The organism is Haloferax sp. AS1, from assembly GCF_014530665.1.
Classification (GTDB): Archaea; Halobacteriota; Halobacteria; order Halobacteriales; family Haloferacaceae; genus Haloferax; species Haloferax volcanii.
The window spans coordinates 578,590-601,319 of record NZ_SPSA01000001.1 but is presented as its reverse complement, the minus strand read 5'-3'; the positions used below and the strand labels follow the sequence as shown (position 1 = coordinate 601,319).

Annotated in this window: 22 protein-coding genes and 1 pseudogene; 14 read left to right on the top strand and 9 right to left on the bottom strand. The window is 67.3% G+C overall.

Going from position 1 to position 22,730, the window contains the following annotated elements; genetic code table 11:
• The first annotated feature begins 49 nt into the window (after nt 1–49).
• Both E4P24_RS03285 and ftsZ read left to right on the top strand, forming a co-directional pair.
• The gene (locus E4P24_RS03285) at nt 50–235 is read left to right on the top strand and encodes a ribbon-helix-helix domain-containing protein (protein WP_004973176.1); all 186 of its coding nucleotides are present in this window, start codon (nt 50–52) and stop codon (nt 233–235) included.
• A gap of 2 nt (nt 236–237) precedes the next feature.
• Entirely contained in the window at nt 238–1,440 is a 1,203-nt protein-coding gene (gene ftsZ / locus E4P24_RS03280) for a cell division protein FtsZ (protein ID WP_004044352.1), read from the top strand.
• Between the two features lie 179 nt (nt 1,441–1,619).
• On the opposite strand, the gene E4P24_RS03275 is transcribed toward ftsZ, so the two are convergent.
• Nucleotides 1,620–2,585 (bottom strand): TIGR00269 family protein, encoded by a 966-nt coding sequence (locus tag E4P24_RS03275; RefSeq protein ID WP_004044353.1) that lies wholly within the window; start codon nt 2,583–2,585, stop codon nt 1,620–1,622.
• Between the two features lie 140 nt (nt 2,586–2,725).
• On the opposite strand from E4P24_RS03275, the gene E4P24_RS03270 reads away from it, so the two are divergent.
• Nucleotides 2,726–3,373, top strand: coding sequence for a hypothetical protein (locus E4P24_RS03270; protein ID WP_004065194.1), 648 nt, complete (start codon nt 2,726–2,728; stop codon nt 3,371–3,373).
• Between the two features lie 60 nt (nt 3,374–3,433).
• On the opposite strand, the gene E4P24_RS03265 is transcribed toward E4P24_RS03270, so the two are convergent.
• On the bottom strand, nt 3,434–3,715 hold the full coding sequence (locus tag E4P24_RS03265) for a hypothetical protein (protein WP_006600677.1): 282 nt from the start codon (nt 3,713–3,715) through the stop codon (nt 3,434–3,436).
• A gap of 75 nt (nt 3,716–3,790) precedes the next feature.
• On the opposite strand from E4P24_RS03265, the gene E4P24_RS03260 reads away from it, so the two are divergent.
• Nucleotides 3,791–4,006, top strand: a complete 216-nt coding sequence (locus tag E4P24_RS03260; protein ID WP_004044356.1) for a zinc ribbon domain-containing protein — start codon at nt 3,791–3,793, stop codon at nt 4,004–4,006.
• A gap of 17 nt (nt 4,007–4,023) precedes the next feature.
• Here E4P24_RS03260 and E4P24_RS03255 read toward each other — a convergent pair whose 3' ends face one another.
• Nucleotides 4,024–4,371, bottom strand: a complete 348-nt coding sequence (locus tag E4P24_RS03255; RefSeq protein WP_004044357.1) for a helix-turn-helix domain-containing protein — start codon at nt 4,369–4,371, stop codon at nt 4,024–4,026.
• A gap of 142 nt (nt 4,372–4,513) precedes the next feature.
• Here E4P24_RS03255 and E4P24_RS03250 point away from each other — a divergent pair, with 142 nt between their 5' ends.
• On the top strand, nt 4,514–5,152 hold the full coding sequence (locus E4P24_RS03250; protein WP_004044358.1) for an NAD(P)-dependent oxidoreductase: 639 nt from the start codon (nt 4,514–4,516) through the stop codon (nt 5,150–5,152).
• A gap of 63 nt (nt 5,153–5,215) precedes the next feature.
• On the opposite strand, the gene E4P24_RS03245 is transcribed toward E4P24_RS03250, so the two are convergent.
• The 3 genes from E4P24_RS03245 to E4P24_RS03235 all read right to left on the bottom strand — a co-directional run bounded on the left by E4P24_RS03245 (nt 5,216) and on the right by E4P24_RS03235 (nt 7,853).
• Complete coding sequence (locus tag E4P24_RS03245) at nt 5,216–6,013, bottom strand: class I SAM-dependent methyltransferase (RefSeq protein WP_233505989.1); 798 nt, start codon at nt 6,011–6,013, stop codon at nt 5,216–5,218.
• An 82-nt stretch (nt 6,014–6,095) separates the two neighbouring features.
• Complete coding sequence (locus E4P24_RS03240) at nt 6,096–6,971, bottom strand: deoxyribonuclease IV (protein ID WP_188148114.1); 876 nt, start codon at nt 6,969–6,971, stop codon at nt 6,096–6,098.
• 54 nt (nt 6,972–7,025) lie between these two features.
• The gene (locus E4P24_RS03235; protein ID WP_004065206.1) at nt 7,026–7,853 is read right to left on the bottom strand and encodes a biotin/lipoate A/B protein ligase family protein; all 828 of its coding nucleotides are present in this window, start codon (nt 7,851–7,853) and stop codon (nt 7,026–7,028) included.
• Nucleotides 7,854–8,029: 176 nt separating this feature from the next.
• On the opposite strand from E4P24_RS03235, the gene E4P24_RS03230 reads away from it, so the two are divergent.
• From E4P24_RS03230 to E4P24_RS03220, 3 genes are all read left to right on the top strand, one after another.
• A complete protein-coding gene (locus E4P24_RS03230; protein ID WP_115802190.1) occupies nt 8,030–8,680 on the top strand; it encodes a VOC family protein in 651 nt (216 codons plus the stop codon).
• A 48-nt stretch (nt 8,681–8,728) separates the two neighbouring features.
• A complete protein-coding gene (locus E4P24_RS19285; RefSeq protein ID WP_188148113.1) occupies nt 8,729–9,784 on the top strand; it encodes a sensor histidine kinase in 1,056 nt (351 codons plus the stop codon).
• A 536-nt stretch (nt 9,785–10,320) separates the two neighbouring features.
• On the top strand, nt 10,321–11,232 hold the full coding sequence (locus E4P24_RS03220) for a serine/threonine-protein kinase RIO2 (protein WP_188148112.1): 912 nt from the start codon (nt 10,321–10,323) through the stop codon (nt 11,230–11,232).
• A 210-nt stretch (nt 11,233–11,442) separates the two neighbouring features.
• On the opposite strand, the gene E4P24_RS03215 is transcribed toward E4P24_RS03220, so the two are convergent.
• Nucleotides 11,443–12,513 carry a TrmB family transcriptional regulator sugar-binding domain-containing protein gene (locus E4P24_RS03215; protein WP_004044365.1) on the bottom strand — a complete coding sequence of 357 codons (1,071 nt, stop codon included), beginning with the start codon at nt 12,511–12,513 and terminating at the stop codon, nt 11,443–11,445.
• A 5-nt stretch (nt 12,514–12,518) separates the two neighbouring features.
• The gene (locus E4P24_RS03210) at nt 12,519–14,702 is read right to left on the bottom strand and encodes an alpha-amylase family glycosyl hydrolase (protein WP_188148111.1); all 2,184 of its coding nucleotides are present in this window, start codon (nt 14,700–14,702) and stop codon (nt 12,519–12,521) included.
• Between the two features lie 104 nt (nt 14,703–14,806).
• Between E4P24_RS03210 and E4P24_RS03205 the strand changes: the two are divergent.
• A pseudogene (locus E4P24_RS03205) lies at nt 14,807–16,813 on the top strand (glucan 1,4-alpha-glucosidase).
• A 60-nt stretch (nt 16,814–16,873) separates the two neighbouring features.
• Here the strand turns inward: E4P24_RS03205 and E4P24_RS03200 are convergent.
• The gene (locus E4P24_RS03200; RefSeq protein WP_115802186.1) at nt 16,874–18,013 is read right to left on the bottom strand and encodes an ABC transporter ATP-binding protein; all 1,140 of its coding nucleotides are present in this window, start codon (nt 18,011–18,013) and stop codon (nt 16,874–16,876) included.
• 230 nt (nt 18,014–18,243) lie between these two features.
• Here E4P24_RS03200 and E4P24_RS03195 point away from each other — a divergent pair, with 230 nt between their 5' ends.
• The 5 genes from E4P24_RS03195 to E4P24_RS03175 all read left to right on the top strand — a co-directional run bounded on the left by E4P24_RS03195 (nt 18,244) and on the right by E4P24_RS03175 (nt 22,710).
• Nucleotides 18,244–19,536, top strand: coding sequence for a substrate-binding domain-containing protein (locus tag E4P24_RS03195; protein ID WP_115802185.1), 1,293 nt, complete (start codon nt 18,244–18,246; stop codon nt 19,534–19,536).
• A 5-nt stretch (nt 19,537–19,541) separates the two neighbouring features.
• Nucleotides 19,542–20,477 carry a carbohydrate ABC transporter permease gene (locus tag E4P24_RS03190; protein WP_004044370.1) on the top strand — a complete coding sequence of 312 codons (936 nt, stop codon included), beginning with the start codon at nt 19,542–19,544 and terminating at the stop codon, nt 20,475–20,477.
• Nucleotides 20,474–21,550, top strand: a complete 1,077-nt coding sequence (locus E4P24_RS03185) for a sugar ABC transporter permease (protein ID WP_004044371.1) — start codon at nt 20,474–20,476, stop codon at nt 21,548–21,550. The genes E4P24_RS03190 and E4P24_RS03185 overlap by 4 nt, the downstream gene beginning before the upstream one ends.
• Nucleotides 21,551–21,778: 228 nt before the next feature.
• Nucleotides 21,779–22,369: a 50S ribosomal protein L15e gene (locus E4P24_RS03180; RefSeq protein ID WP_004044372.1), complete on the top strand. Its 591-nt coding sequence runs from the start codon at nt 21,779–21,781 to the stop codon at nt 22,367–22,369.
• 107 nt (nt 22,370–22,476) lie between these two features.
• Nucleotides 22,477–22,710: a hypothetical protein gene (locus E4P24_RS03175; RefSeq protein WP_004065216.1), complete on the top strand. Its 234-nt coding sequence runs from the start codon at nt 22,477–22,479 to the stop codon at nt 22,708–22,710.
• Nucleotides 22,711–22,730 lie beyond the last annotated feature (20 nt).

Below are 22,730 nucleotides of genomic sequence, written 5' to 3'. Positions count from 1 at the left end.
GACACTCGCACACGAGTGCGGCGCGCCGTCTTACCGGGGGAATGAAAACATGGAGCGTGTGACACTACGAATTCCGAAGCAGCAAATCGAGGAGGTCGAGCGGATGGTCGAGACGGGAGAGTTCCCGAACCGATCCGAAGCCATCCGTTCCGCCGTTCGCGATATGCTCAATGAACAGACGACCGACAAGCGACAGCGCGAATCTACCAGCAAGCGCGGCTGGGCAAAGGTGTAACTATGCAGGATATCGTTCGCGAGGCGATGGAACGGGACGAGGCCGAGCGTCAGACGCAGTCGTCGCTCGAAGACAGCGACGACCAGTTCGGTGACCCGCGAATCGTCATCGTCGGTGCCGGTGGTGCTGGCAACAACACCATCAACCGCCTGTACAACATCGGTGTCGAGGGGGCCGACACGGTCGCCATCAACACCGACAAGCAGCACCTGAAGATGATCGAAGCGGACACGAAAATCCTCGTCGGGAAGTCCCTGACGCAGGGTCTCGGCGCCGGTGGTGACCCGTCGATGGGTGAGCGCGCGACCGAGATGGCACAGGGCACGATCAAAGACGTGCTCGGCGACGCCGACCTCGTGTTCGTCACCGCGGGGATGGGCGGTGGCACCGGGACCGGTGCGGCCCCCGTCGTCGCGAAGATCGCAAAGGAGCAGGGCGCAATCGTCGTGGGCATGGTCTCGACCCCGTTCAACGTCGAGCGCGCCCGCACGGTCAAGGCCGAGGAGGGACTCGAAAACCTCCGCAACGAGGCCGACTCCATCATCGTGCTGGACAACAACCGCCTCCTCGATTACGTCCCGAACCTGCCCATCGGCAAGGCGTTCTCGGTCATGGACCAGATTATCGCCGAGACCGTCAAGGGCATCTCGGAGACCATCACGCAGCCGTCCCTCATCAACCTCGACTACGCCGACATGTCGACCATCATGAATCAGGGCGGTGTCGCGGTGATGCTCGTCGGCGAGACCCAAGACAAAAACAAGACCCAAGAGGTGGTCAACGACGCGATGAACCACCCGCTTTTGGACGTGGACTACCGCGGTGCGTCCGGTGGCCTCGTCCACATCACGGGCGGCCCCGACCTCACGCTGAAGGAGGCCGAGGGAATCGCGAGCAACATCACCGAACGGCTGGAAGCCGCCGCGAACGTCATCTGGGGCGCTCGCATCCAGGACGAGTACAAGGGGAAAGTCCGCGTCATGGCCATCATGACGGGCGTCCAGTCCGCGCAGGTGCTCGGCCCCTCGACCCAGAAGCAGGCCGACAAGTCGCGTCAGAGCATCCAGTCCCGAGAGTCACAACAGCAGCACTCGGGTTCGGAGTTCGATAGCTCGGAGCGAGCCCAGACGGCCCAGAGCGGCACGTGGTCCGACGGCGGCCGCGACGAAGTCGAGAAGAACAACGGTCTCGACGTCATCCGGTAACGCCCTGTCCGACCCGCGCGGACGCCGCCGCGCCCGTCGGGTTTCGTGGGTTCTTTTTCGCTGACGTGGATTTCTTCGACCGCGAGCGTCGCCGCCGATTCGGTCGACGCGACCGCACCCGGTTCTGTCTGACCCGTAAGACGCGTCAGAAAACGAGTTTCGTGTCGTTCCGTAGCCGCTCAGACCGCTTCTATCGACTCGATGAGTCGGCACTTCCGACAGACGTCGCCGGCGGTTTTCGACCCGCAGCGCTCGCAGTCGTTGAGGTCGACGCGACCCTCGCCGCGGTACTCGCGGGCGGTCAGTTCGGCCAACTCCTCGTAGCCCGCCATGATGGAATGTCGGGTGCCGGGGTGGTTCTCTTCGAGTTTCAACAACAACTGCTGAATCTCGCCGCGGTAGGCCTCAGAAGAATGCGGACACTCGGTGATGTGCGCCGGGAGGTCCTTCAGGTGGGCGTAGAGCGCGACTTCCTTTTCGGGCACGTCGCGCAGCGGCTTGGCCCGCGGGATGAACTCGCCGGCGTCGCGACGCTTTTCGAAGTCACCGATGCTGGCGTCGAAGTGCTTTGCGACCTGCTTGAGGTCGCCCTCGAAGAAGTTCATGAGCGCCGTCTGCGCCTCGTCGTCGAGGTTGTGCCCCGTGAGCAGTTTGTCCGCGCCGAGTTCGTCGGCGAAGCGTTCGAGCAGGTCGCGGCGGAACACCCCGCAGTAGGCGCAGGCGGCCATGTTCTCTGGGTCCTTCTCGACCACGTCGTCCATCTGGACGCCGAACTCGTCCTCGTAGGTGACCAGTTCGTGGTGGATGTCGAGGTCCTCCGCGAGTTCGACGCAGGCGTCGACGGACTTGTCGCGGTAGCCCTCGATGCCCTCGTGGATGGTGAGGGCGACGAGTTCGATGCGCGGGTCGCGCCCGAACGTGTCGTCGAGGATGTGTGTGAGGACGACGCTGTCTTTGCCGCCGGACAGCCCGATAACCCACGTCTGTGGGTTCTCGGGACTGGCGTCTCGTGGGAGCATGTTGTCCTCGCGGATGCGGCGGCGCACGCGTTTCTCAACCGAGGCGCAGAAGTGGTCGTCGCAGAGGTGGGCCCCGGAGTAGGCCGCGTGCATCACCGCGTCGCGGCCGCACTTGTCGCACTCCATTGCCGGTCGGTTGCCCGGCAGGAGGGATACGGGTTTCGCCTCGGGGCGACCGCGGCGTCGCTCGCGCGCCCGGCGGCTCGACCGCACTCGGTCACGCTCGGTCGCAACCGGTTTGACCCTCCGAACCCCACGGACAGTCGATGGACAGAGACGCCGCCCTCGACCGCGTCGACGCCGTCGTCGACGCCGTCGAGTCCGAGACGCTCCCCGTCCCGGTCCGCGAGGTGTGGGTCTACGGCGACGTGGCGCTCGGTCTCGACCCCCTCGACCGACTCGACGTGTACGTGACGAAAGACATCCTCCTCCGCGGCGACCCCGACGCGGCCGAATCGTTCGAGCGGTCCCACGGCGTGAAGGGCGTCGGCAAGAGCGTCCGCGCCGAGTGGGCGCGCGAACACCCCGACCTGCTGCGAGCCAACGCGAACGGCTACGCGGCCCCCGAGAAGTGTCTCGCCGCCCACCTCCTTCCGGACGACGACGAACCGGTCCACCTCGAAGTGTGTAACGCCTCCTTCGAGGACAACGTCACCCAGCGGCTGAAAGGCGCGGTCGAACGCGAGGCCTACGAGCAGATTCTCGACCCCCGCGGCGTCTGTCTCTACGCCGACGGCCAGCGCTCGTCGGACGCGATGTCGAAGCTCCGAAACGGCGAGTTCGCCTTCCCGACGCTCTCGGGCGCGCTGGAGATGCTCGGACTGGAGGGCGACGATGCCGAGACGGCAGTCGAGGCGATGCGGGCCTATCGGGCCGAACAGACCGGCACGTCGGTCCGCGGCGACGTGGTCTGAGGCCGGAGTCGAGTCGAGGCCGCGACGACTCGAAGTCGAAACCGAGTCAGAGCCGCCCGGCTACCAGTCGCGGTCGCCGTCGCGGTTGCGGCCGCGGTCGTCGGTGCGGTCGGCGTCGGGGCCGAACTCGTCGCCGCGGCCGCCTCCGCTCGGGCGTCGGTCGGTCCCTCGGCCGCGTTGTTCGTTGTAGCGCCGCCCCTCGTCGCGGGCGCGACGCTCCGCCTCCTCGCGACTCATCGTCGGCGGGTCGCGCGTCTCGGCTTGAATCCCGGCGTAAAGGGCGACTGCGGCACCGATACTGAGGAGGGCGAAGAGGAAGAACACGAGACCACCGACGGACATGTGCGTACTCGCGAACGCGAGAAAGGAAGTGGTTTCGGAGGTACATTTTTCACCGGGGTAGTTCAACGGTTCAACATGAGCCCTCCACCAAGCGCCGACCGAGACGGCTGTCCGAAATGCGGCCACTCCGAGACCGAAATCGACTCCATCGCAACCACGGGAGGCGGCCTCTCGAAGATGTTCGACATCCAGAACCGACAGTTCACCGTCGTCTCGTGTGCGAACTGCGGCTACTCCGAACTCTACCGCGGTCAGTCGAGCGGGAACTTCGTCGACCTGTTCCTCGGCTGACTACCGGCCGAGCCCGCTTACGACTCCGCGCCGCCGTCTTCCGACATCCATTTTTCGCCCCACTCGGAGATGTCGTCGAACGCCGGGAGCAGTTCCTCGCCTTTCTGCGTGAGCGAGTAGTACACCGCGATGGGACTGCCGTCTTCGACCTCCCGCTCGACGTAGCCCAACTCTTGGAGGTCGTCCAGCACGCGAGAGAGCGTCTGGGAGTTCGCGCCCGTCGCGCGCTTGAGTTCGTTGAACCGGAGGTCGCCCTCGCGCAGTACGTGGATGACCGTCATCCGCCACCGCGAGCCGATTTCTTCGAGCGTCTTGATGACCGGACACTGTTCGTACTTCGCTTCGAGGTTCTGGTGCGGTGACATCGACGTGACCTACTCACACCGAGGTTCGCTTAACTATATTAAACTCACTCTCCTTGACCAAGTATGACGATGTAACCGCATCGTCGCGGCGAACCGGACGACGAACACGACGCACGAACACCCACACCCACACCATCTCATCATGAACGTACTCCTCCTCGGTGCGAGCGGCCGAATCGGCACGCGAATCGCCAACGAACTCCTGAACCGCGGACACGCGGTGACCGGCGTCTCCCGAAGCGGCGAAATCGACGGCGTCGACGACCCCGACTTCTCGGCGGTCGCCGGCGACGCGACCGACGCCGACCAAATCGCGCGACTCGCCGCGGGCCACGACGCGGTCGCCTCCGCGCTCGGGCCAAGCGACGACGAGTCGCCCGAGGTCCTCGTCGAGATGCTCGACGCCGTCGTCGACGGGATGCGCCGCGCCTCGGTCGACCGCCTCGTCTGGACCGGCGGCGCGGGCATCCTGAACGTCGGCCCCGACACGCGACTCATCGACTCGCCGGAGTTCCCCGAGGAATGGAAGCCCGTCGCCAGCGCCGCCATCGAGGCGTACGGCCTGCTCGAAGACGCCGACGACCTGGAGTGGACCTACGTCGCGCCCGCGGCGTTCATCGAACCCGGCGAGCGCACCGGCGAGTTCCGAACCGCGCGCGGCGAACTCGTCGCCGACGAGGACGGCGAGAGCCGCATCTCCATGGAGGACTTCGCAATCGCCTTCGCTGACGAACTGGAGAGCGGCGACGCCGTCCACGAACAGCTCGCGGTCGGCTACTGAGCAGACAGTCTCGTTTTTCGGCCGGCGACTCGGCCATCGGTTCGGCCCGTCGAACAGGCCCGACTACACTCGCCCCGTCGTCACGTCGAACGGGACGACCTCGGCCCGACGGTACTCGCCGTCTCGAATCTGCTGGACGACCTCGCGGCCCATCTCTCGCCACTCGCGGCGGACGGACTCGTAGGAGTCGTCGTCGAGTCCCCGACGGAGGTCGGCCTCGTGGCGGTCCAACCCCTCGCCGGTCGCCTTCTTCGCCGCGCTCCGAACGTCGTGGTCGTCGTACGGCGGCTCGGTCAGCTTGCGGTGGTGGTACCGGCGAGTCCCCACGACCGACAGGCCGGCGTCGTCGAACAGCCCGCGGACGCGGTCGCCGAGCGCCACGTCGGTCGCCACGCCGTCGCGGAAGGCGTCTCTGACGCGGCGGTCGAGCGCGGCCTCGGATTCGACGGTCGAGTCGACGCCGACGGCGGCGTTGTCGGGTTCGACCGTCGCCACGAGGTCCGACGAAACGCGGGCGAACTCCGAGAGGGCCGCTGTCGGCTCGGGGAGGTTCACGAGGAGCGCCTGACAGACGACCAAATCGAAGCTGCCTGCGGCGAAGGGAAGCCGGGTCGCGTCGCCGGCGACCGTCTCGATGCCGGCGCGGTCGGCGGCGACAGAAAGCAGGTCGGTGTCGGCGTCGACGCCGACGACGCGGGCGTCCGAGGCCTCCGCGAGGACGCGCGTGAACTCGCCGGTCCCGCAGCCCACATCGAGGATGCGGGTCCGCCCGCCGAGGTCGAGGTCCCCGAGGGCCGCGCGGGAGTCGTCCCACATACCGTCTCGCGTCCGCCGGAGGTACGATTCGGAGAAACGTCGCACACGCGGAGTCGGGCGCGGCGACCCAAAAAACAGTCGGAACGGTCGATGCGGGGGCTCAGCGGCCCTCCGCCTCGGCTCACCCTCAGTCGGCGCGGAGTTCGCGCACCCGCTCGATGTTCCACGCGAAGCCCTTGCCGTCCTCGGTGGGCGTCTCCAAGACGAGCGGCACGTCGTCGTCGACGATGGCGTCGTGGTTGATGAACGCGCGCATGCCCTCCTCGCCGATGAGGCCCTCTCCGATGAGGGCGTGTTCGTCCTTGTTCGTCCCGCACTCGTGTTTCGAGTCGTTGAGGTGGACGCACTTGAGGTGCTTTAAGCCGACCTCGGCGTCGAGTTCCGCGAACGTCTCGTCGACGCCTTCGGCCGTCGAGAGGTCGTAGCCCGCGGCGAACGCGTGGGCGGTGTCGAGACAGACGTCGAGGTCCTGGTCGGACTCCTCGAGGACGTAGCCGAGGTGGGCGAAGTCGTCGCCCATCTTGGTGCCCGAGCCCGCGTCGGACTCGATGAGGACGGTGACGCCGTCGGGGATGTCGAGGTCGTCGAGGACGGAGACGGCGTTGTCGAGGCCCTGCTGTTCGCCCGCGCCGGTGTGCGCGCCGAGGTGGACGTTCACGTACTCGATGCCGAGTTTGTCGGCCATGTCGACCTCCGTCTGCATCGAGTCCAGCGACTTCTGCCGGAGGCCGTCTTTGGGCGTACAGAGGTTGACGAGGTACGACGAGTGGATGACCCACGGCCCCGACAGTTTGTCGGCGGTCTGCTCGCGGAACAGTTCGGCCTCCTCGTCGGAGATGTCTGGGTCGCGCCACACCTGCGGCGAGGTGGTGAAAATCTGCCCGCAGTTGCCGCCGAAGGCGACCTGCCGGAAGACGGCGTTGGCGACGTTACCGTGCGGTGGCGTCTCGTCGTCGGACGAGACCTTCGAACTGGACATCGAGACGTGTGCGCCGACTTGCATGGGGAGTCCGACGGCGTACCCGAACAAAGGGACTTCGGAGTTGTCGGCGGCCGCTCAGTCGGACCGCGACCCCGGCCGGCGGCGCACCCAGTCGTCGGCGCGGTACTTCTCGTCGACTTTCTCGCGCGCGCGGTCGAGTTCGTCGTCGGTCCACGCGCCCTCCTCGGCGTCGACGAACTCCGAGAGCGACTCGGTCAGCGCCGCGACGAACGCCTCGCGGGAGGCGTCCGCGAGTTCGTCGATGCCGACGACGCGCTCGCGGAACGCCTCGGGCGTCACGTCGTGGCCCTCGAACACGCCGAGGTGGGTCTCGGCGTCGACCGAGTAGGTGAGCGAGCCGTGTTGGACGACGGCGTCGCGGCGGCGGTACTGGGCGTTGCCCGCGACTTTCCGGCCCGCGGCGACCATGTCGTGGGCGGGGTGGAGCGCCCGCAGATAGCACGCGGGGTGCCAGATGACGGGCACGTCGTCGTCGACGAAGTTCACGTCCACGCCGACCGCGCGAATCGCGTCCAGAATCGGCTCGCACAGCAGGTGATAGCAGTCCATGAGGTCGCCCGGGAGCTCCGATTTCGGCGCGGCGATGGAGTAGGCCACGTCGCCGTGGCGGTCGTGGTAGATGCCGCCGCCGCCGGTCTGTCGGCGGGTCACGTCGATGCCCTCGCGGTCGCAGTAGTCCCAGTCGACCGTCTCGGGGTCCTGTCCGTAGCCCAGCGAGAGGCAACTCGGCTCCCACGAGTAGACCCGGACAGTCCGGGGGCCGCCCGCCGCGGCCGTCTCGCCCGCGACCTCGTCGAGCGCCATCTGCATCGGTCCCGGTCGGACCTCCTCGCGAATCACCCGCCACTCGCGGTCGGCAATCGACCCCTGCGAATCGTTCATACGTCGGCTTCGTCCAACCGGGGGAAAGCGATTTCGACGCTCGGCCGCGCGGGGCCGCCCGGTCTCGCCGCGACGGTCTTCCGCCGAGCGCCCGCCGACGCAACCGGCGCTGCCGACGCGGCCGACGCGGCCGACGCGAGCGATTCCGTTAAACCGCATCGCGGTGACGTGGAACCATGAAGTTCACCCGCGTCGCCCTCGCCGCGACAGACCCCATCTCGCTGTGTGAGTTCTACGTCGAGACGCTCGGCTTCGCGGCCGTTCCCGGGTCGCAGCGCTCTGCGACCGCCGGGGAGACGACCCTGTGGTTCGAACTCGGAGACACCGACCCCGGCCACCTCGCGTTCACCGTCGCCGCCGCGGTCGACTCCGTGGTCGCGTGGCTGGACGACCGCGCGGACGTGGACGTGCTCGACACCGACGAGGGGCCGAGCGTCCGGTTCGACTTCCTCGGCTGCGACTCCGTCTACTTCGAGGACCCCGAAGGCAACGTCATCGAGTACGTCTGCTACGACGGCGACGCCGCGGGCGAGTTCGACCCGGCGACCGACCTCCGCGGCGCGACCGAGGTCGGGATGGCCGTCCCCGACGTGGCGTCGTTCGTGGCCTCGCTGACCGAGGCGCTCGGCATCGAACCGCTGGAGTCGTTCGAGGGCGGCGACCTCGTGTTCGTCGGCGACCGAGACGCCCGCTTCGTCGTCTCGCCGGTCGGCCGCCCGTGGTATCCGACCGACAGCGAGGCGACCGTCGGTCCGGTGTCGGCGCAGTGCGACGCCGACGGCGTTTTCGACCCCGAGGGGCTTCCCTACCGCGTCAACGCCGAGTGACAACTCGTTTCAGAGAAGCGTTATTAGCACTAGGAGAGTCAACGAACCGTGAACGTCTCTCGTCTCGTTAGCGCGGGGTCGCTCAGTCTCACCGGGGTGGCCCTGTTCGCCGTCGTCTCGAACAGCGTCGCTTCGGTCGCATCCGACCTCGCCGGCCTCGTCGCCGCGGCCTTCGGCCTCATCATCTCCGTGCTCTTCGTCGCCGTCGGCCCCGTCGTCTACCGAAGCGACCTCAAGACCAACCACGTCGCCCGCGTCGCCGGCTGGAACCTCCTCGGCGTCGTCGTCACCGTGTTCGTCCTCGCGCTCATCGGGAGCTACCAGCAGGCCGCGGGCGGGACGGTCAGCGAACCGCTTTTCAGCGCCGCCGTGGTCGTCGGCGTGAGCGCCGTCGCGCACGTCCTCATCGGCCTCAACGACGTGCGCCGGATTCGGACCCGCGAGCTATCGGAGCAGTACAAACGCTCCGCGGTCATCAACCGACTCGTCCGCCACAACCTCCGACACACCGCGCAGTTGCTCCTCGGCTGGGGCGACCGACTCGCCACCGACGGCGGCGACGACGAGACCGTCCGCATCGGCCAGCGACTGAAAGCGACCGGCGACGACCTCGGAACGATGAGCGACCAAGTGAAGACCGTCACCCAACTCGTCGACAACGACCACGGGGGCGAGACGGTCGACCTGCGCGAACTCCTCGACCCGCTCGTCGACGACCGCTCGGCGGCCAACCCGGAGGCGACCATCACCGTCCGCGGCGACGGTTCCGCGGCGGTCGTCGGCGGGAAGAAGCTGCAAATCGCGTTCCGCGAAATCGTCGACAACGCCCTCGAACACGCCGGGAGCGCCCCGACGGTCGAAATCGCGTACGAGCGCGTCGGAAGCGAGGTCGTCGTGCGAATCGCGGACGACGGCCCCGGCATCCCCGACCACCAGCGCGAACTCATCGAGCAGAACGTCGAAGAGAGCGACCTCGCCCACGGCAACGGCCTCGGCCTCTGGCTCTCGAAATGGATTGTGGAGGCCTACGGCGGCGAACTCCACCTTCCCCCGACCGACGACGGCGAGGGTGCGGTCGTCGAGTTCCACCTCGACGCGGCCTGAATCCGCGCCTCGAAGACGGCTGACACGAGAGTTATTGCTCGATTTCACTGCTTGAATCAGCCGCTCAGTCGATGTGCAAGTCGGTCAACGAGGTTTCATCCGTTTTATTGTCAAGTATGGAATGGTTGTCACATGGGGGACCCGGAGTCAAGCGACAGTACTGGTTCGCGGGTTGATTCACGCCCGACAGCGTTTGTTATGTACTTAGTCGCATCCGGGGTTGTAGGAGGGCTAATCTACTCATTCGTATTGAATCAGCCCCTCTCCAGAGGACTTTTGTACGGCATTACTGCTGGGATGACATTCGCCACTCTCGACGCTGTGGTTGGTGATTAACTCTCGAAGAGATGCACGATACATCCTCGATGCGTCGCACCTCTCCCGTAGCCCTGCGGCGAGGTACCTATCTTCCAGACTCCCCCGCCGAAACGGTGTGAGTCGTCACATCACGAATTTCGTATCGTCATATAAGATTTATCGCGGGCGAGATACGCCGACTCGCGGGCCTTTTACGCCTCGCCGACGGACGGACGTGCATGGTACGGAACGTCGCCGGCGTCATGGCCGAACTCGAGCCCGAGGACTTCTACCTCCTCTCGGGCATCGAGCAGGGCATGCGCTTCAGCGAGTGGGTCAACCGGGAGAAGTTGCCGAAGAACTCGGGGCTGACCGCCGAGGAGGTCGACTACCGCATCGACCGCTGTATGACCCGCGAGCTCGTCGAGCGCAAGACCATCCAGTACGAGGGGTACAAGCTCACGGTCGAGGGGTACGACGCGCTCGCCCTCCGGACGTTCGCCCAGCGAGACACCATCCAGGGGTTCGGCGCGCCCCTCGGCGTCGGCAAAGAAAGCGACGTGTTCGAGGTGCAGTCGTTCAAGCCGCTCGCGCTGAAGTTCCACCGCGAGGGGTACACCAACTTCCGCGAGGTGCGCCGCGAGCGCGACTACACCTCCGAGAACCACCACGTCTCGTGGCTCTACACCGCGCGCAAGGCGGCCGAACGCGAGTACGAGGCACTCGAAACCCTCTTTCCGGAGGTGTCGGTGCCGCGCCCAGTCGACCACAACCGCCACGCAATCATCATGGCGAAGCTCGACGGCGTCGAACTCGCCAAGGCGAAGCTCGAATCCGAGCAGGTGGCGGGCGTCCTCGATTTGATTCTCTCCGAGATGGCCGACGCCTACGCGGCCGGCTACGTCCACGCCGACATGTCGGAGTACAACGTCGCGGTCGGCGAGCGCGGCGTCACGGTGTTCGACTGGCCGCAGGCCGTCCCGACCGACCACGACAACGCCCGCGAACTCCTCGCGCGCGACGCGAAGAACATCGTCGGCTACTTCCGCCGCAAGTACCCCGGCGAGATGCCCGACGAGGTTGACATCGACGCGCTGTCCGACGCTATCGCCGGAAACGAGTTCGAGAGCGTCGACGAGTTCGCCGTCTGAGCCGTCGAGACCCCTCCGCTTTCTCTCGCTGTTCGTGTGTCTCCGAGCGACCCGGTCGTGACTCGGTTTCGACGCCGATAAACCAAATTGCGCGATACGAAATGTCGTTTTCGAGAAAACACGGACGCTGACCGGCGAGGCGTCGCTCGGTGAGACGGGCGTCAGAAAGACCAGCCGAACTGCCGAAAAGGAACTGCACGACGCGCTCGCCTACTCGGCCGCCGTGAACTCGACCGCGTCGGCCTCGAAGTCCTCGACGAACGCGCCTTGGCCACCGATGCTGTACGTCCCCTCGTCCGTCTCGACGACGAAGGCGTTCTCGACCGGGAAGGAGTTGTTCGCGGGTTCGAGGAGGCCCTGCCGGATGTCCACCACGCGGCCGTGAAGTTCGGTCGGGCCGTCGGTGTGGACCATCCGCCCGCTGACGGTCACGTCGAGGTCGATGCCCGCGCGCTCGCAGAGGGCGGCTTGCAGGACGGCGTGGCGGAAGTTGTGGTACATCGCCGGGAGCGGGTCGGGGTCGGTCGTGTACGCCTCGGCGGCCATCGGCCAGTAGTTCCCGAAGAAGGAGCCGACGATGACCGGACCGAGGTGTGGCTGTGCGAAGACGATGGCCTGCGACTCGGAGTTCGACCGGGCGACCATCTCGCCGGGGGAGATGAGGCCCGTTCGCGAATCGACGGTGAGCATCGTGGGCATGAGTTCGTGCCAGACGCGCACCAGCGAGGCCACGCCGTCGAGCGCGAGGTCGTCGTGCGGTTCGACGCCGCTGACGACGAGCGAGACGAGGACGCCGCGCTCGCGGGCCGCCCGGAGTTCGTCTTCGACCTCGTCGAGCACGTCGTAGGGGAGCGACAGCGTGATTTCGGACTCGGCGCGGCCGACGAGTTCTCCGATGCGCTTGAGCACCGTCACGCGGGACTTGATGACCTCGAAGCGCTCTTGGTCCCGGGCGGTGGCCGTGTAGCGCTCCTCCAGCGCGGGGCGCATGGATTCGACGCTCTCGGAGAGCGATTCGATGACCTCCATCGGCGGCAAGGGCCGAATCGTCGTCGGCACGACGTGGTCGTTGACCTCCACGAAGCCGCGCGATTCCAGTTCCTTGCTCACGCTGTAAACGTAGCGCTTGGAGACGCCCGCCGCGTCGGCGATCTGGCTCGCCTTCGCCTCCCCGAGTTCGAGCAGAGTCAGATACGTGTCGACGACCTTCTCTGAGAGCCCGAACTGCTCCAGGAGGTCGGCGAGTTCCCGGTCGTCCATGGTCGGACTGTCATCGACCATGATACTTAATGGCTCGAATCACCGACGGCGCGGAGCACGACCGCGTCGGCGACGGTGACGCGGACGCCCCCATCGCCCGCGGCCGCGCCGCTCGCGCCGACTCGCTCGCCCGTCAGCAGGTCGGTCTCGGCCGTCTCCGCGCCGAGTTCGACGGTCGTCGGCTCCCCGTCGAAGTTCAGGACGACGACGAGCCGGTCGGTTCCGTCGTCGCGGGCGAACGCGACCACGCGGTCGGCCTCGACACCATCGTCTCCGGCGGGGGCAACGCTGGCAGAGACGGGTTCGACGTCGCCGGCGCGGAGCGCCTCGTGCGCGTCGCGGAGGCGGGAGAGCCGCCGGTGGAAATCCACGAGGTCGGTGTCGGCGTCGTACCAGCGCATCGTCCCGCGCCGGTCCGCGACGCCGGTCTCCTGCCCGTAGTATATCATCGGCGCGCCGGGGAGCGTGAACGTCGCGGCCGCGGCCGCCCGAAGCGCGTCGCCGCCGACTGCGCTCCGGTAGCGCTCCTCGTCGTGGTTCTCGATGTAGCGAAGTTGCACGGCGTCGTCGGGGAAGCCGTGCCAGCGGGCGTCGGCGACGGCGTCGAGGAGGACCGTCGCCGGTCTCTCGCCCGCGCCGATGGCTCGGAGCGCCCCGTACAGCGTCGTGTCGTAGTGGGCGTCGAACTCGGTTTCGTGGTACGCGGGGTCCCGCGGGATGGTCTCGTCGAGGAGCAGGAAGTCGGGGTCGTCGGACTTCACCCGCTCGCGGACCTCCTTCCAGAAGCCGTGGGGGACGCCCCACGCCACGTCGCAGCGGAAGCCGTCGACGACCGCCGCCCACTCGGTGACCACGTCGAGCATCCACGACCGGACCGCCGGCGAGTCGTAGTTGAGGTTCGGAATGCGCGTCCAGTTGAAGTAGTGCTCCGCCGCGCCGGGGCCGCCCCAGTCGATGTCGGAGGAGTCCTCGCGCTCGGGAACGCGGACGTAGTGGTCCTCGTAGCCGGGGACGCCGGTCGAATGGAACTGGAAGGCCGGGTGGTCCCGCGACGTGTGGTTGATGACGAGGTCGAAGACGACGCGGATGCCGGAGTCGTGACATCGCTCGACGAGCGCCTCGAAGTCCTCGCGCGAACCGAGGTCCGACGCGGTGTCGAAGTAGTCGGTGACGTGGTAGCCGTGGGTCGTGTGGCTCTCCAGTATCGGCGTGAGCCACAGGCAGTCCACGCCGAGCGATTCGAGGTAGGGAACCCGCCGGGCGAGTTCGTCGAACGTCGGGTCGGGCGTCTCGCCGGCGAACGACCGGACGAACACCTCGTAGACGGTCGCGTGGTGCGCCCACTCGGGCGCGTCCGCGGGCCGCGAGACGGAGAGGCCGGAACCGGGTTCGTCGGCGACGACGCCGGGGTCCACGACCAGCGTGTCGAGAACCGAGTGCCGGACGTACGGTTCGCCCGACTCGCCCGACTCGGCCGTCGTTTGGACCGCGACGGCGTGGACCCGAACCGGCTCCGACGAGTCGACCCCGCGGAGCGTGTCGACCGGGACGCGCAGGCGGTCGTCGCGGACCTCGCAGTCACTCGGGTCGAGCGCGTCGCGGCCGTCGAACAGGAACTCGACGGCGAGCGTCGCTTCCTCGGCGTCGGGCGCGGTCTCCGCGTCCGCGACGACGAGGAGGTCGTCACTGTTCTCCTGCCCGACTCGCCCGTCGAGTCGAACCCGCGGGCGGCCCGGTCCGGGGACTTCGACGTCACCGCGGACCTGTTCCGCGAGGTCGTCGTGCGGGGCGAACCCGAACGGGTGCGTGCCCGGCGGGAGGTCCACGTCGAGGACGTAGTCGTCCCCGGCGCGGCGCGGCCGGTCGCGGCCGACGAGGCGGTCGTTGAACGGGCCGATGACGGCGACCTCGTCGGGCGACGCGGGTTCGAGGGCGGCCGCGGGGACCGCCATCGTCGCCGGGCGGCGGTCGTCGGGGAAGGCGCGAACGGTCTGTTCGTGGCGGCCGTCGGGCGCGTCGAGTTCGAGGTGGTACGTGCCGGGAACGTCGGGTGCGAGGTGGACGACCGGGCCCGAGCCGACCGTCGCGGCGCTCTCCGCGGGCGCGTCGAGGACGCGCCACCGGTACGTTGCGTCTCGTTCGGGGGCTCTCGGGGCGAGTTCGACGGGGCGGCCGACCGTCGTGACTCGCGGCGGACCGGGGTGATGCATACCCCACCTCGGGTGAGGGGGGTCGTTATCGTTTCGAAACCGTATGAAAGTGTGAAGGAACATTACACCAAGATTATTATCTGCGGGGGTCCCACGACTCAGCAATGCAACTACGCGACGCGCTGGCCGACTACAAGCGGCACGCAGACCACCCGACGCGGTTCCCGGGCGAGCGACGGACGACCAGCGGCCTGTTTTCGGGTCTCGGCGACCGGTTGGTCCACGTCGAGACCGACGGCTCGCTCCGCGACTTCGGCTACCCGCTGTCCGGGCTCTGGGGCGTCGAGCGCTCCCGGTTCGGCGTCCGCCCCGTCGGCGACGACGCCGGCGTCCACTGGTTCGACGAGGGCGCGAGCCAGTCGTACGCGGGCGACGGCGCGCTCGTCGTCACCGACCACGAGACGCCCCACGGCGACGTGACGCAGTACGACCTCGCAATCGACGACGGCCACGTCAGCCGGTTCGAGACCGACGCCGACGTGGAACTCGTCGCCTTCGTCCACTTCCAGCCGGACGGCCGCGACACGCTCGTCGGATAACTGACCCACGGTGACGCGGTGGAAGCGTACCACGCCGAGGAACACGACTTCCTCGCGTCGTCGCCGGCCTTCGAGCACGTCGAGGGGCGCGTGCCCGAGGGCTTCGACGAACTGCTCTCGGAGGGCGAGGTCGAACTGCCGCGACCCCGCACCGACGACTGCTACGAGGAGGGGCAACTGAGCGGCGCGGTCGTCGGCACGGTCCCGTTCGAATCGGGCGCGGCCGCGGTCGGCCACCTGCTCACCGACGACACCGAGACTGGTCGCGAGGACGCGCTGGACCGCGTCCGCGATCTCGTCGCCCGCGACCTCGACGACCTCCGCGAGCGCGCCGCGACGGAAGTCGAAGGCGCGGTGCCCGACCACCGCGAATCGGCCGCGATGCGCGACGACATCCGCGTGCTCTCGCTGCTTTCGGGGGCGCTCGGCCTCCGCATCGCCGGCCCCGACTTCGACCCCTACTACGCCTACTCCGGCGGCTACGGCTACACGTGGTTCCGCGACGACGCCGAAATCTCGACGTTCCTCTTCGAGTCCGACGAGCGACTCGACCTCGGCCTCGACGCGTGGCACGAGCGCAGCGCCCGCGCCTACTGCCGCACCCAGCGCGAGGACGGCTCGTGGCCCCACCGCGTCTGGCCCTTCGACGGGTCGCTCGCGCCCGGGTGGGCGAACGCCCGCCTCGAATCCGGCGACGACGCCGACTATCAGGCCGACCAGACGGGGAGCGTCATCGCCTTCCTCGCGGCCTACCACGACCGCTGTGCCGACGACGGCCTCCGCACCGACATCGAGGAGACGCTCTCGCGCGCCCTCGACAGCCTCGACGACACCCTCGACGACGACGGCCTCCCCGTCGACTGCCAGAACGCGTGGGAGAACATGACCGGCCGGTTCAGTCACACCGCCGCGACGTTCCTCGAAGCCTACGCCGCGCTCGCGCTGTCCGACCTCGATTCGGCGCTGACCGACCGCGCCGCGTCGCGCGCCCGCGAGGTGTACGAGGGCATCGACCGCCTCTGGAGCGAGGGCCGCGGCTGTTACGCCCTCCGCGTCGCCGACGGCGAACTCGACGACCGCTACGACTCCGCCGCGCTCGCGCTCGCGTCGGCCCACCGGACCTACGACCGACTCGAACCCGTCGACGACGACCGGCTGGACCGACTCGTCCACCACGTCGAGTCCGTCTTCGACGGCCTCTGGCACGACCCCGACGACAGCGAGGTGAAGGGGCTGGTCCGCTTCGAGGGCGACGACTGGCGGATGCGCGAGCAGTCCTCGGAGAAGGTTTGGACCGTCTCGACCGCGTGGGGCGCGAACGCCGGCGTCGAACTCGCCGCCCTGCTGGCCGCCCACGACGACGACCGGGCGGGGACGTTCGCCGACGAGGGTCGTGCGCTCCTCGACCTCGTCCTCCCCGACGGCCCGCTCTGTACCGACGAGGGCTACCTCGCGGAGCAGTTCTTCGACGACGGCACGCCCGACAGCGCGACGCCGCTCGGCTGGCCGCACGCGCTTCGGCTGGCGACGCTGGCGACGCTCGACGCCGACGGCGCCTTCGACGGGGAGTAAGTCGACGGCGACGCGGCTGTCGAACAACGAGGGACCGCGAGAAAACAGCGAACTACTTCTTCACGCCTGCTGCGTCGGGGCCGCCCGCCGCTTCGATTCGCGGGAGAGGAGCGACTCGCCGGTCCGCGGGTGGAAGACGTGGAGGTCCGACTCGTCGAAGGTGACGCCGACCGTCTCGCCCGTCTCGGGTTCGACGTCCGAGTCGACGCGGGCGATGAAATCGGGGCCGACGTCGAGGTGGAGGTAGTTGTCCGAGCCGATGGGCTCGACGACGCCGACGGTCGAATCGACGACGTTCTCGCCGGAGGAGGCAGTCACCACGTCCTCCGGGCGGACGCCGACGCGGAGGTCGGTCGCGTCCGTCGCCTCGCGGAGCGTCGCCGAGAACGGTTCGGACAGGCGGTACGAGAAGGGACCGTCGCCGGCGAGGACGAGGCGGTCGCCCTCGCGTTCGACCGACACGTCGAGGAAGTTCATCGAGGGAGAGCCGACGAAGCCGCCGACGAACTCGTTGGCGGGGTTCTCGTACACGTCCTTCGGGCGGCCGACCTGCTGGAGTTTCCCGTCGTTGAGGATGACGATTTTGTCGCCCATCGTCATCGCCTCCTCCTGGTCGTGCGTGACGTACAGCGAGGTGATTCCGAGTTCGTTCTGGAGGCGCTGAATCTCGGTCCGCATCGTGGTGCGGAGCTTCGCGTCGAGGTTCGAAAGCGGCTCGTCGAACAGGAACACGTCGGGTTCGCGGACGATGGCGCGGCCGAGCGCGACCCGCTGTTTCTGCCCGCCCGAAAGCTCGTCGGGTTTGTCGTCGAGGAGGTCCTCGATGCCCATCATGGCCGCCGTCTCGCGGACGCGCTCGCGGCGCTCGTCCTTCGAGAGGTCGGTGCTCATCCGCAGGCCGAACGCCATGTTCTGCATGACGGTCTTGTGCGGGTACAGCGCGTAGTTCTGGAACACCATCGCCACGTCGCGCTTGCGGGCGTGCTGGTCCGTGACGTCCTCGCCGCCGATTCGAATCGTGCCGCCGGAGGGCGATTCGAGCCCCGCGACCATGCGGAGCGTCGTCGACTTCCCGCAGCCAGAGGGGCCGACGACGGTGATGAACTCGCCGTCCTCGACGTCGAGCGAGAGGTCCTCGACGGCGACGACGCGACCCCGGTCGTACTCCTTGCGAAGCGCTTCGAGCGTGAGACGTGCCATTACTCCCCGTCTGTTCCCATCGTCCATAATCGTTTTCCTATTTTCTGAATTTGTGATGCAATAGTTCGTATTGAATTTCAAAGACTCGATAGTACCGTGTAGAATCGCTCTGTCGTCGTTTCCGCGAATTCACGATGCCCGTCTCAGTGGCGATTTTCGCCGCGAATGCGGGCGTCATTCCGAACTATTAAATATATGAACACATAGTTCATCATAGATTCGTTATGCCAATGAACCGCCGCACAATCCTGAAGCAACTGGCAGGCACGACGGCCGTCGGCGCACTCGCGGGCTGCGTGGGCGTGTCGGAGACCGATTCGACGCAGACGTCCGAACAGAGCGGTGCGGAGGGCGACGACGGTAGCGAGGAGACCACCGCCGGAGCGGAGACCGAGTCCGCGGGGCCGAGCGGGGCGTTCACGCTCTGGCACCAGCGCGCGGAAGCCGAGAAGAAGGCGCTCGAATCCAACGCCGAGACGTTCACCTCGGAGACGGCCCACACGGCGAAGCCCGCCGAAATCGCCGACCTCCGGAAGAAGACGACCTCCGCCATCCCGGCCGGACAGGGCGCGGGCATGTTCGACTGGGCCCACGACTGGACCGGCGAGTACTACCAGAACGGCTTCCTCTCGGACCAGAGCGACCAGTTGGACGTTGACCTCTCGGTCTACACCCGACCCGCACAGGAGGCGGTCCAGTTCGACGGCGCGACCGTCGCGCTCCCCTACGCGGCGGAGACCGTCGGCCTCATCTACAACAAGGAGCTGGTGGACGAAGCGCCCGAGACCATCGCCGACATGACGGCCATCATGGAGGAGTACCACGACCCCGAAAACGGGATGTACGGCCTCAGCTACCCGCTGGACGCCTACTTCATGAGCGCGTGGGCGCACGCCTTCGGCGGCTACTACTTCGACGAGTCGAACGTCGAACTCGGCCTGTCGAACGAGGCGACCCTCGAAGGGTTCCAGTTCATCCTCGACAACTTCGTCCCGTACCAGCCGAAAGACACGGGCTACGACCCGCAGGCGGCCGTCTTCCTCGAGGGCAACGCGCCCTTCGCCATCAACGGGCCGTGGTTCCTCGGCGACGTTCGCTCCAACGACATCGACGCCGGCATCGCCCGGCTTCCCTCCCCCGAGGGCGACGCCGAGCCCGAGCCGTACACGACGGTCAAGCAGCTCTACTTCACCTCGACGCTGGAGGGCGACGAGGCGACGGCGGCCGCGTCCCGCGCGTTCGCCGAGTGGTACACCACGAACACCGACGTGCTCTCGGCGAACGCCGAGGAGTTCGGCTACATCCCGGTCCACAAGGAACTCGCTTCGAGCAGCGACCTCCCCGAGGCCGTCCAGGGCTTCTCGGAGTCCGTCTCGCTCGGCACCCCCATCCCGACGCACCCGAACATGGGCGACGTGTGGGGGCCGCTCGAAGACGCCTTCAACAGCGTGAAAAACGGCGACGCGGAGCTCGAATCCGCGTTCACGAAGGCCGAAGAAAACATCCGGTCTAACTGGGAGTAAGGACGATGAGCGTCGTCGACAGCGCCGTCGAGCGCGTCGCGGACAGCCCGGTGGTGAGCAAGGACGACCTGCCCCTGCTGTTGGTACTGCCGGGGCTGTTCGTCTTCCTCGCGTTCATGCTGTTTCCCGTCCTGTACCTGGTGTATCTCTCGTTCACCAACGCGGAGCCGGCCACGCTGTTCCAGGGCAAAGAGCAGTGGGTCGGCCTCGCCAACTACGTGACGGTCCTCTCGGACGGCCAGTTCTGGAACTCGATGGGCGTGACGTGGCTGTTCGTCGCCACGTCGGTCGCGCTCAAGGTGCTCGTCGGCCTCGGCATCGGGCTCGTGGTGACGGGCGAGCGCGTCCGCGGCAAGCGGTTCATGCGCGCGCTCATCATCATCCCGCTCGGCCTCCCGGGCATCTTCACCATCACCATCTGGCGCGGCATCTTCAGTTCGGCCGAGTTCGGCCTCGCCAACCAGTTCCTCCGGATGGCCGGCCTCGACTCCATCGCCTGGCTCTCCGAGCGCTGGATGGCCTTCCTCGCCTACAACGTCACCGAGGCGTGGCTGGCGTACCCGTTCATGGTCATCATCACCGTGAGCGCCTTGCAGGACGTCTCCGAGGAGCTCCACGAGGCGGCGATGATAGACGGCGCGGGCTTCTTCGCCCGCTTCCTGCACGTGACGCTTCCCTCTATCAAGCGCCCCGTGCTGTTCGCCTCGATTCTCACGGCCGCGGCGTCGTTCCAGCAGTTCCTCATCCCGTACGTGTTCAATCAGGGCGGGCCGTCGCGGACGAACGAACTGCTCATCGTCTACGGCTACCGCGAGGCGTTCCGCTTCCAGAAGTACGGTGAGGGTGCGGCCATCATGCTGGTCGCCGTGGCCGTCATCGGCGTCTTCATGATGCTAAACGTCAAGAAAGGACAGCTCGCCGACGGGGTGGACGACGCATGAGCGTCATCTCCGACATCGCGGCCGAACTCGCCGCCGACGCGCGGACCGCCGCGATGGCTCCCGTCGAGTCGGTCAAGGACGCCAAGTACACCCTCGAAGGCATCCGCGAGGGGCGCGTCAGCCCCGCGACGGTGCTGAAGACCGCCGGCATCACCCTCGGTGCCGCGGTCGTCGTCGCGCTCCTGTTGTTCCCGCTGTACTGGGTCGCCGTCGGGGCTTTCTCGGGCACCGGCGCGTCGCTGTACTCGTCAAGCGGGATTCGCCTGTGGCCGGCCGACCCGACCATCGAGCCGTTCCTGTGGGTCATCGGCGACCTCATCGTCCCGAGCTACCGCATCAGCCTCGGCCTCGGCGGCTACGAGGTGTTCTTGCAGACGCCCGAACTGACGTTCCTCGACGTGTCGCAGTACGGGGTCACGGAGACCTCCGAGTTCAAGCGGTTCTTCGCGAACAGCCTCACCGTGGCGATTCCGACGGTGCTGCTCGCGATGTGTCTCATCGTCCCCAGCGCGTACGCGCTGTCGCGCCGGCAGTTCATCGGCCGCTCGAAGGTGCTGTACGGCTACGTGCTGTTCACCCAAATCGGCGGCGGGCTGGGCGTCGCGCTCCTCATCGCGCTGTACGCCCTGTTCGTCCAGTTCGGCTTCAACGACAGCAAACTCGCGCTGTCGGCGTACTACGCCGCCACCGCGGTCCCGTTCAACACGTGGCTCCTGAAGACGTACATGGACGGGATTCCCGTCTCCTACGAGGAGGCCGCGATGATTGACGGCGCGCCGTCGTGGAAAATCGTCACGGAAATCATCCTCCCGCTGTCGAAGGCGGGGCTGGCGACGGTGTTCATCTTCACCTTCCTCACCGGGTGGACCGAGTTCGTCGTCGCCCAAACGCTGCTCTCGACGGACAACTACACCCTGCCCGTCGGGCTGTACTCGCTCGTCGGCCGGTACTCCATCCCGTGGGCCCGGTTCTCGGCGTTCGCACTCACGTTCGCCGCGCCGATTATGCTCATCTACCTGTTCGCACAGCGCTACATCGAAGGTGGCCTGTCGTTCGGCGGGATGGAAGGCTGAGCCGCATCGAGCGCACCCTCGATACCGTCCTTTTCGGCCGCCTCACCACGTGAGTCGGTGGCACGCGCGCCGTGAGAATCCGAAGTCCTTAACCCTCCCCTGCTGGTAGTTCCGCCAACTCGCTGGCAACGCGGGCACGCCAGAGGGCACCCGTCACGCACGGGACGAAATGTGGTCTCAGGGGAGTTCCCCGACGGACTGAATCGCAAGCGCCCGCGGTGATACACAATGGCACGAAGCTTCTATTCCCACATCAAGGAAGCGTGGAAGACCCCGAAGGAAGGCAAGCTGGCCGAACTCCAGTGGCAGCGAAAACAGGAGTGGCGCAACCAGGGCGCTATCGAGCGCATCGAGCGCCCCACCCGCCTCGACAAGGCCCGTGAGCTCGGCTACAAGGCCAAGCAGGGCATCATCGTGGTCCGCGTCTCCGTCCGCAAGGGCGGCGCGCGCAAACAGCGCCACAAGGCCGGCCGCCGCACGAAGCGCCAGGGCGTCAACCGCATCGGCCGCCGCAAGTCCATCCCGCGCATCGCGGAGGAGCGCGCCTCCCGCAAGCACCCCAACCTGCGCGTGCTGAACTCCTACGGCGTCGGACAGGACGGCTCCCAGAAGTGGCAGGAAGTCATCCTCGTCGACCCCGAGCACCCGGCCATCCAGAACGACGACGACCTCAACTGGATCTGCGACGACACCCACGAGGGCCGCGCCTTCCGCGGTCTCACCAACGCGGGCAAGAAGAACCGCGGTCTCCAGAACCGCGGCAAGGGCACGGAACACAACCGTCCCTCCATCCGCGCCGGCAACGGCCGCGGCAAGTAACGCCCCGCGCACCGCGCCGATTTCTCTCTTTATCCACCATCGAGCCGCGGCTCTGTCTCGAAGCGCCCATCCTTATCGGGACGGGGCCGGACCACCGAATCGACCCCATGGTCAGTATCGAACTCAGCGGACCGATACTCGTCGCCGCCGCGGTCCTCGGAGCGGCGTGGATATACCGGGACGCGAAGCGCCGCGCGATGGAGACGGCGGACATGTGGGCCGTCGGGTTCTTCGTCGCGTTCGTCCTCCTGCCGGTGCTCGGCGGCCTCGCGGTCTTCGTCTTCTATCTTCGAAACCGAAACCGGCGTCGCGGGTCGCCCGTCACGGTTCCCGGTGAGTAGGCACGGGCGTCGCTTGCAGG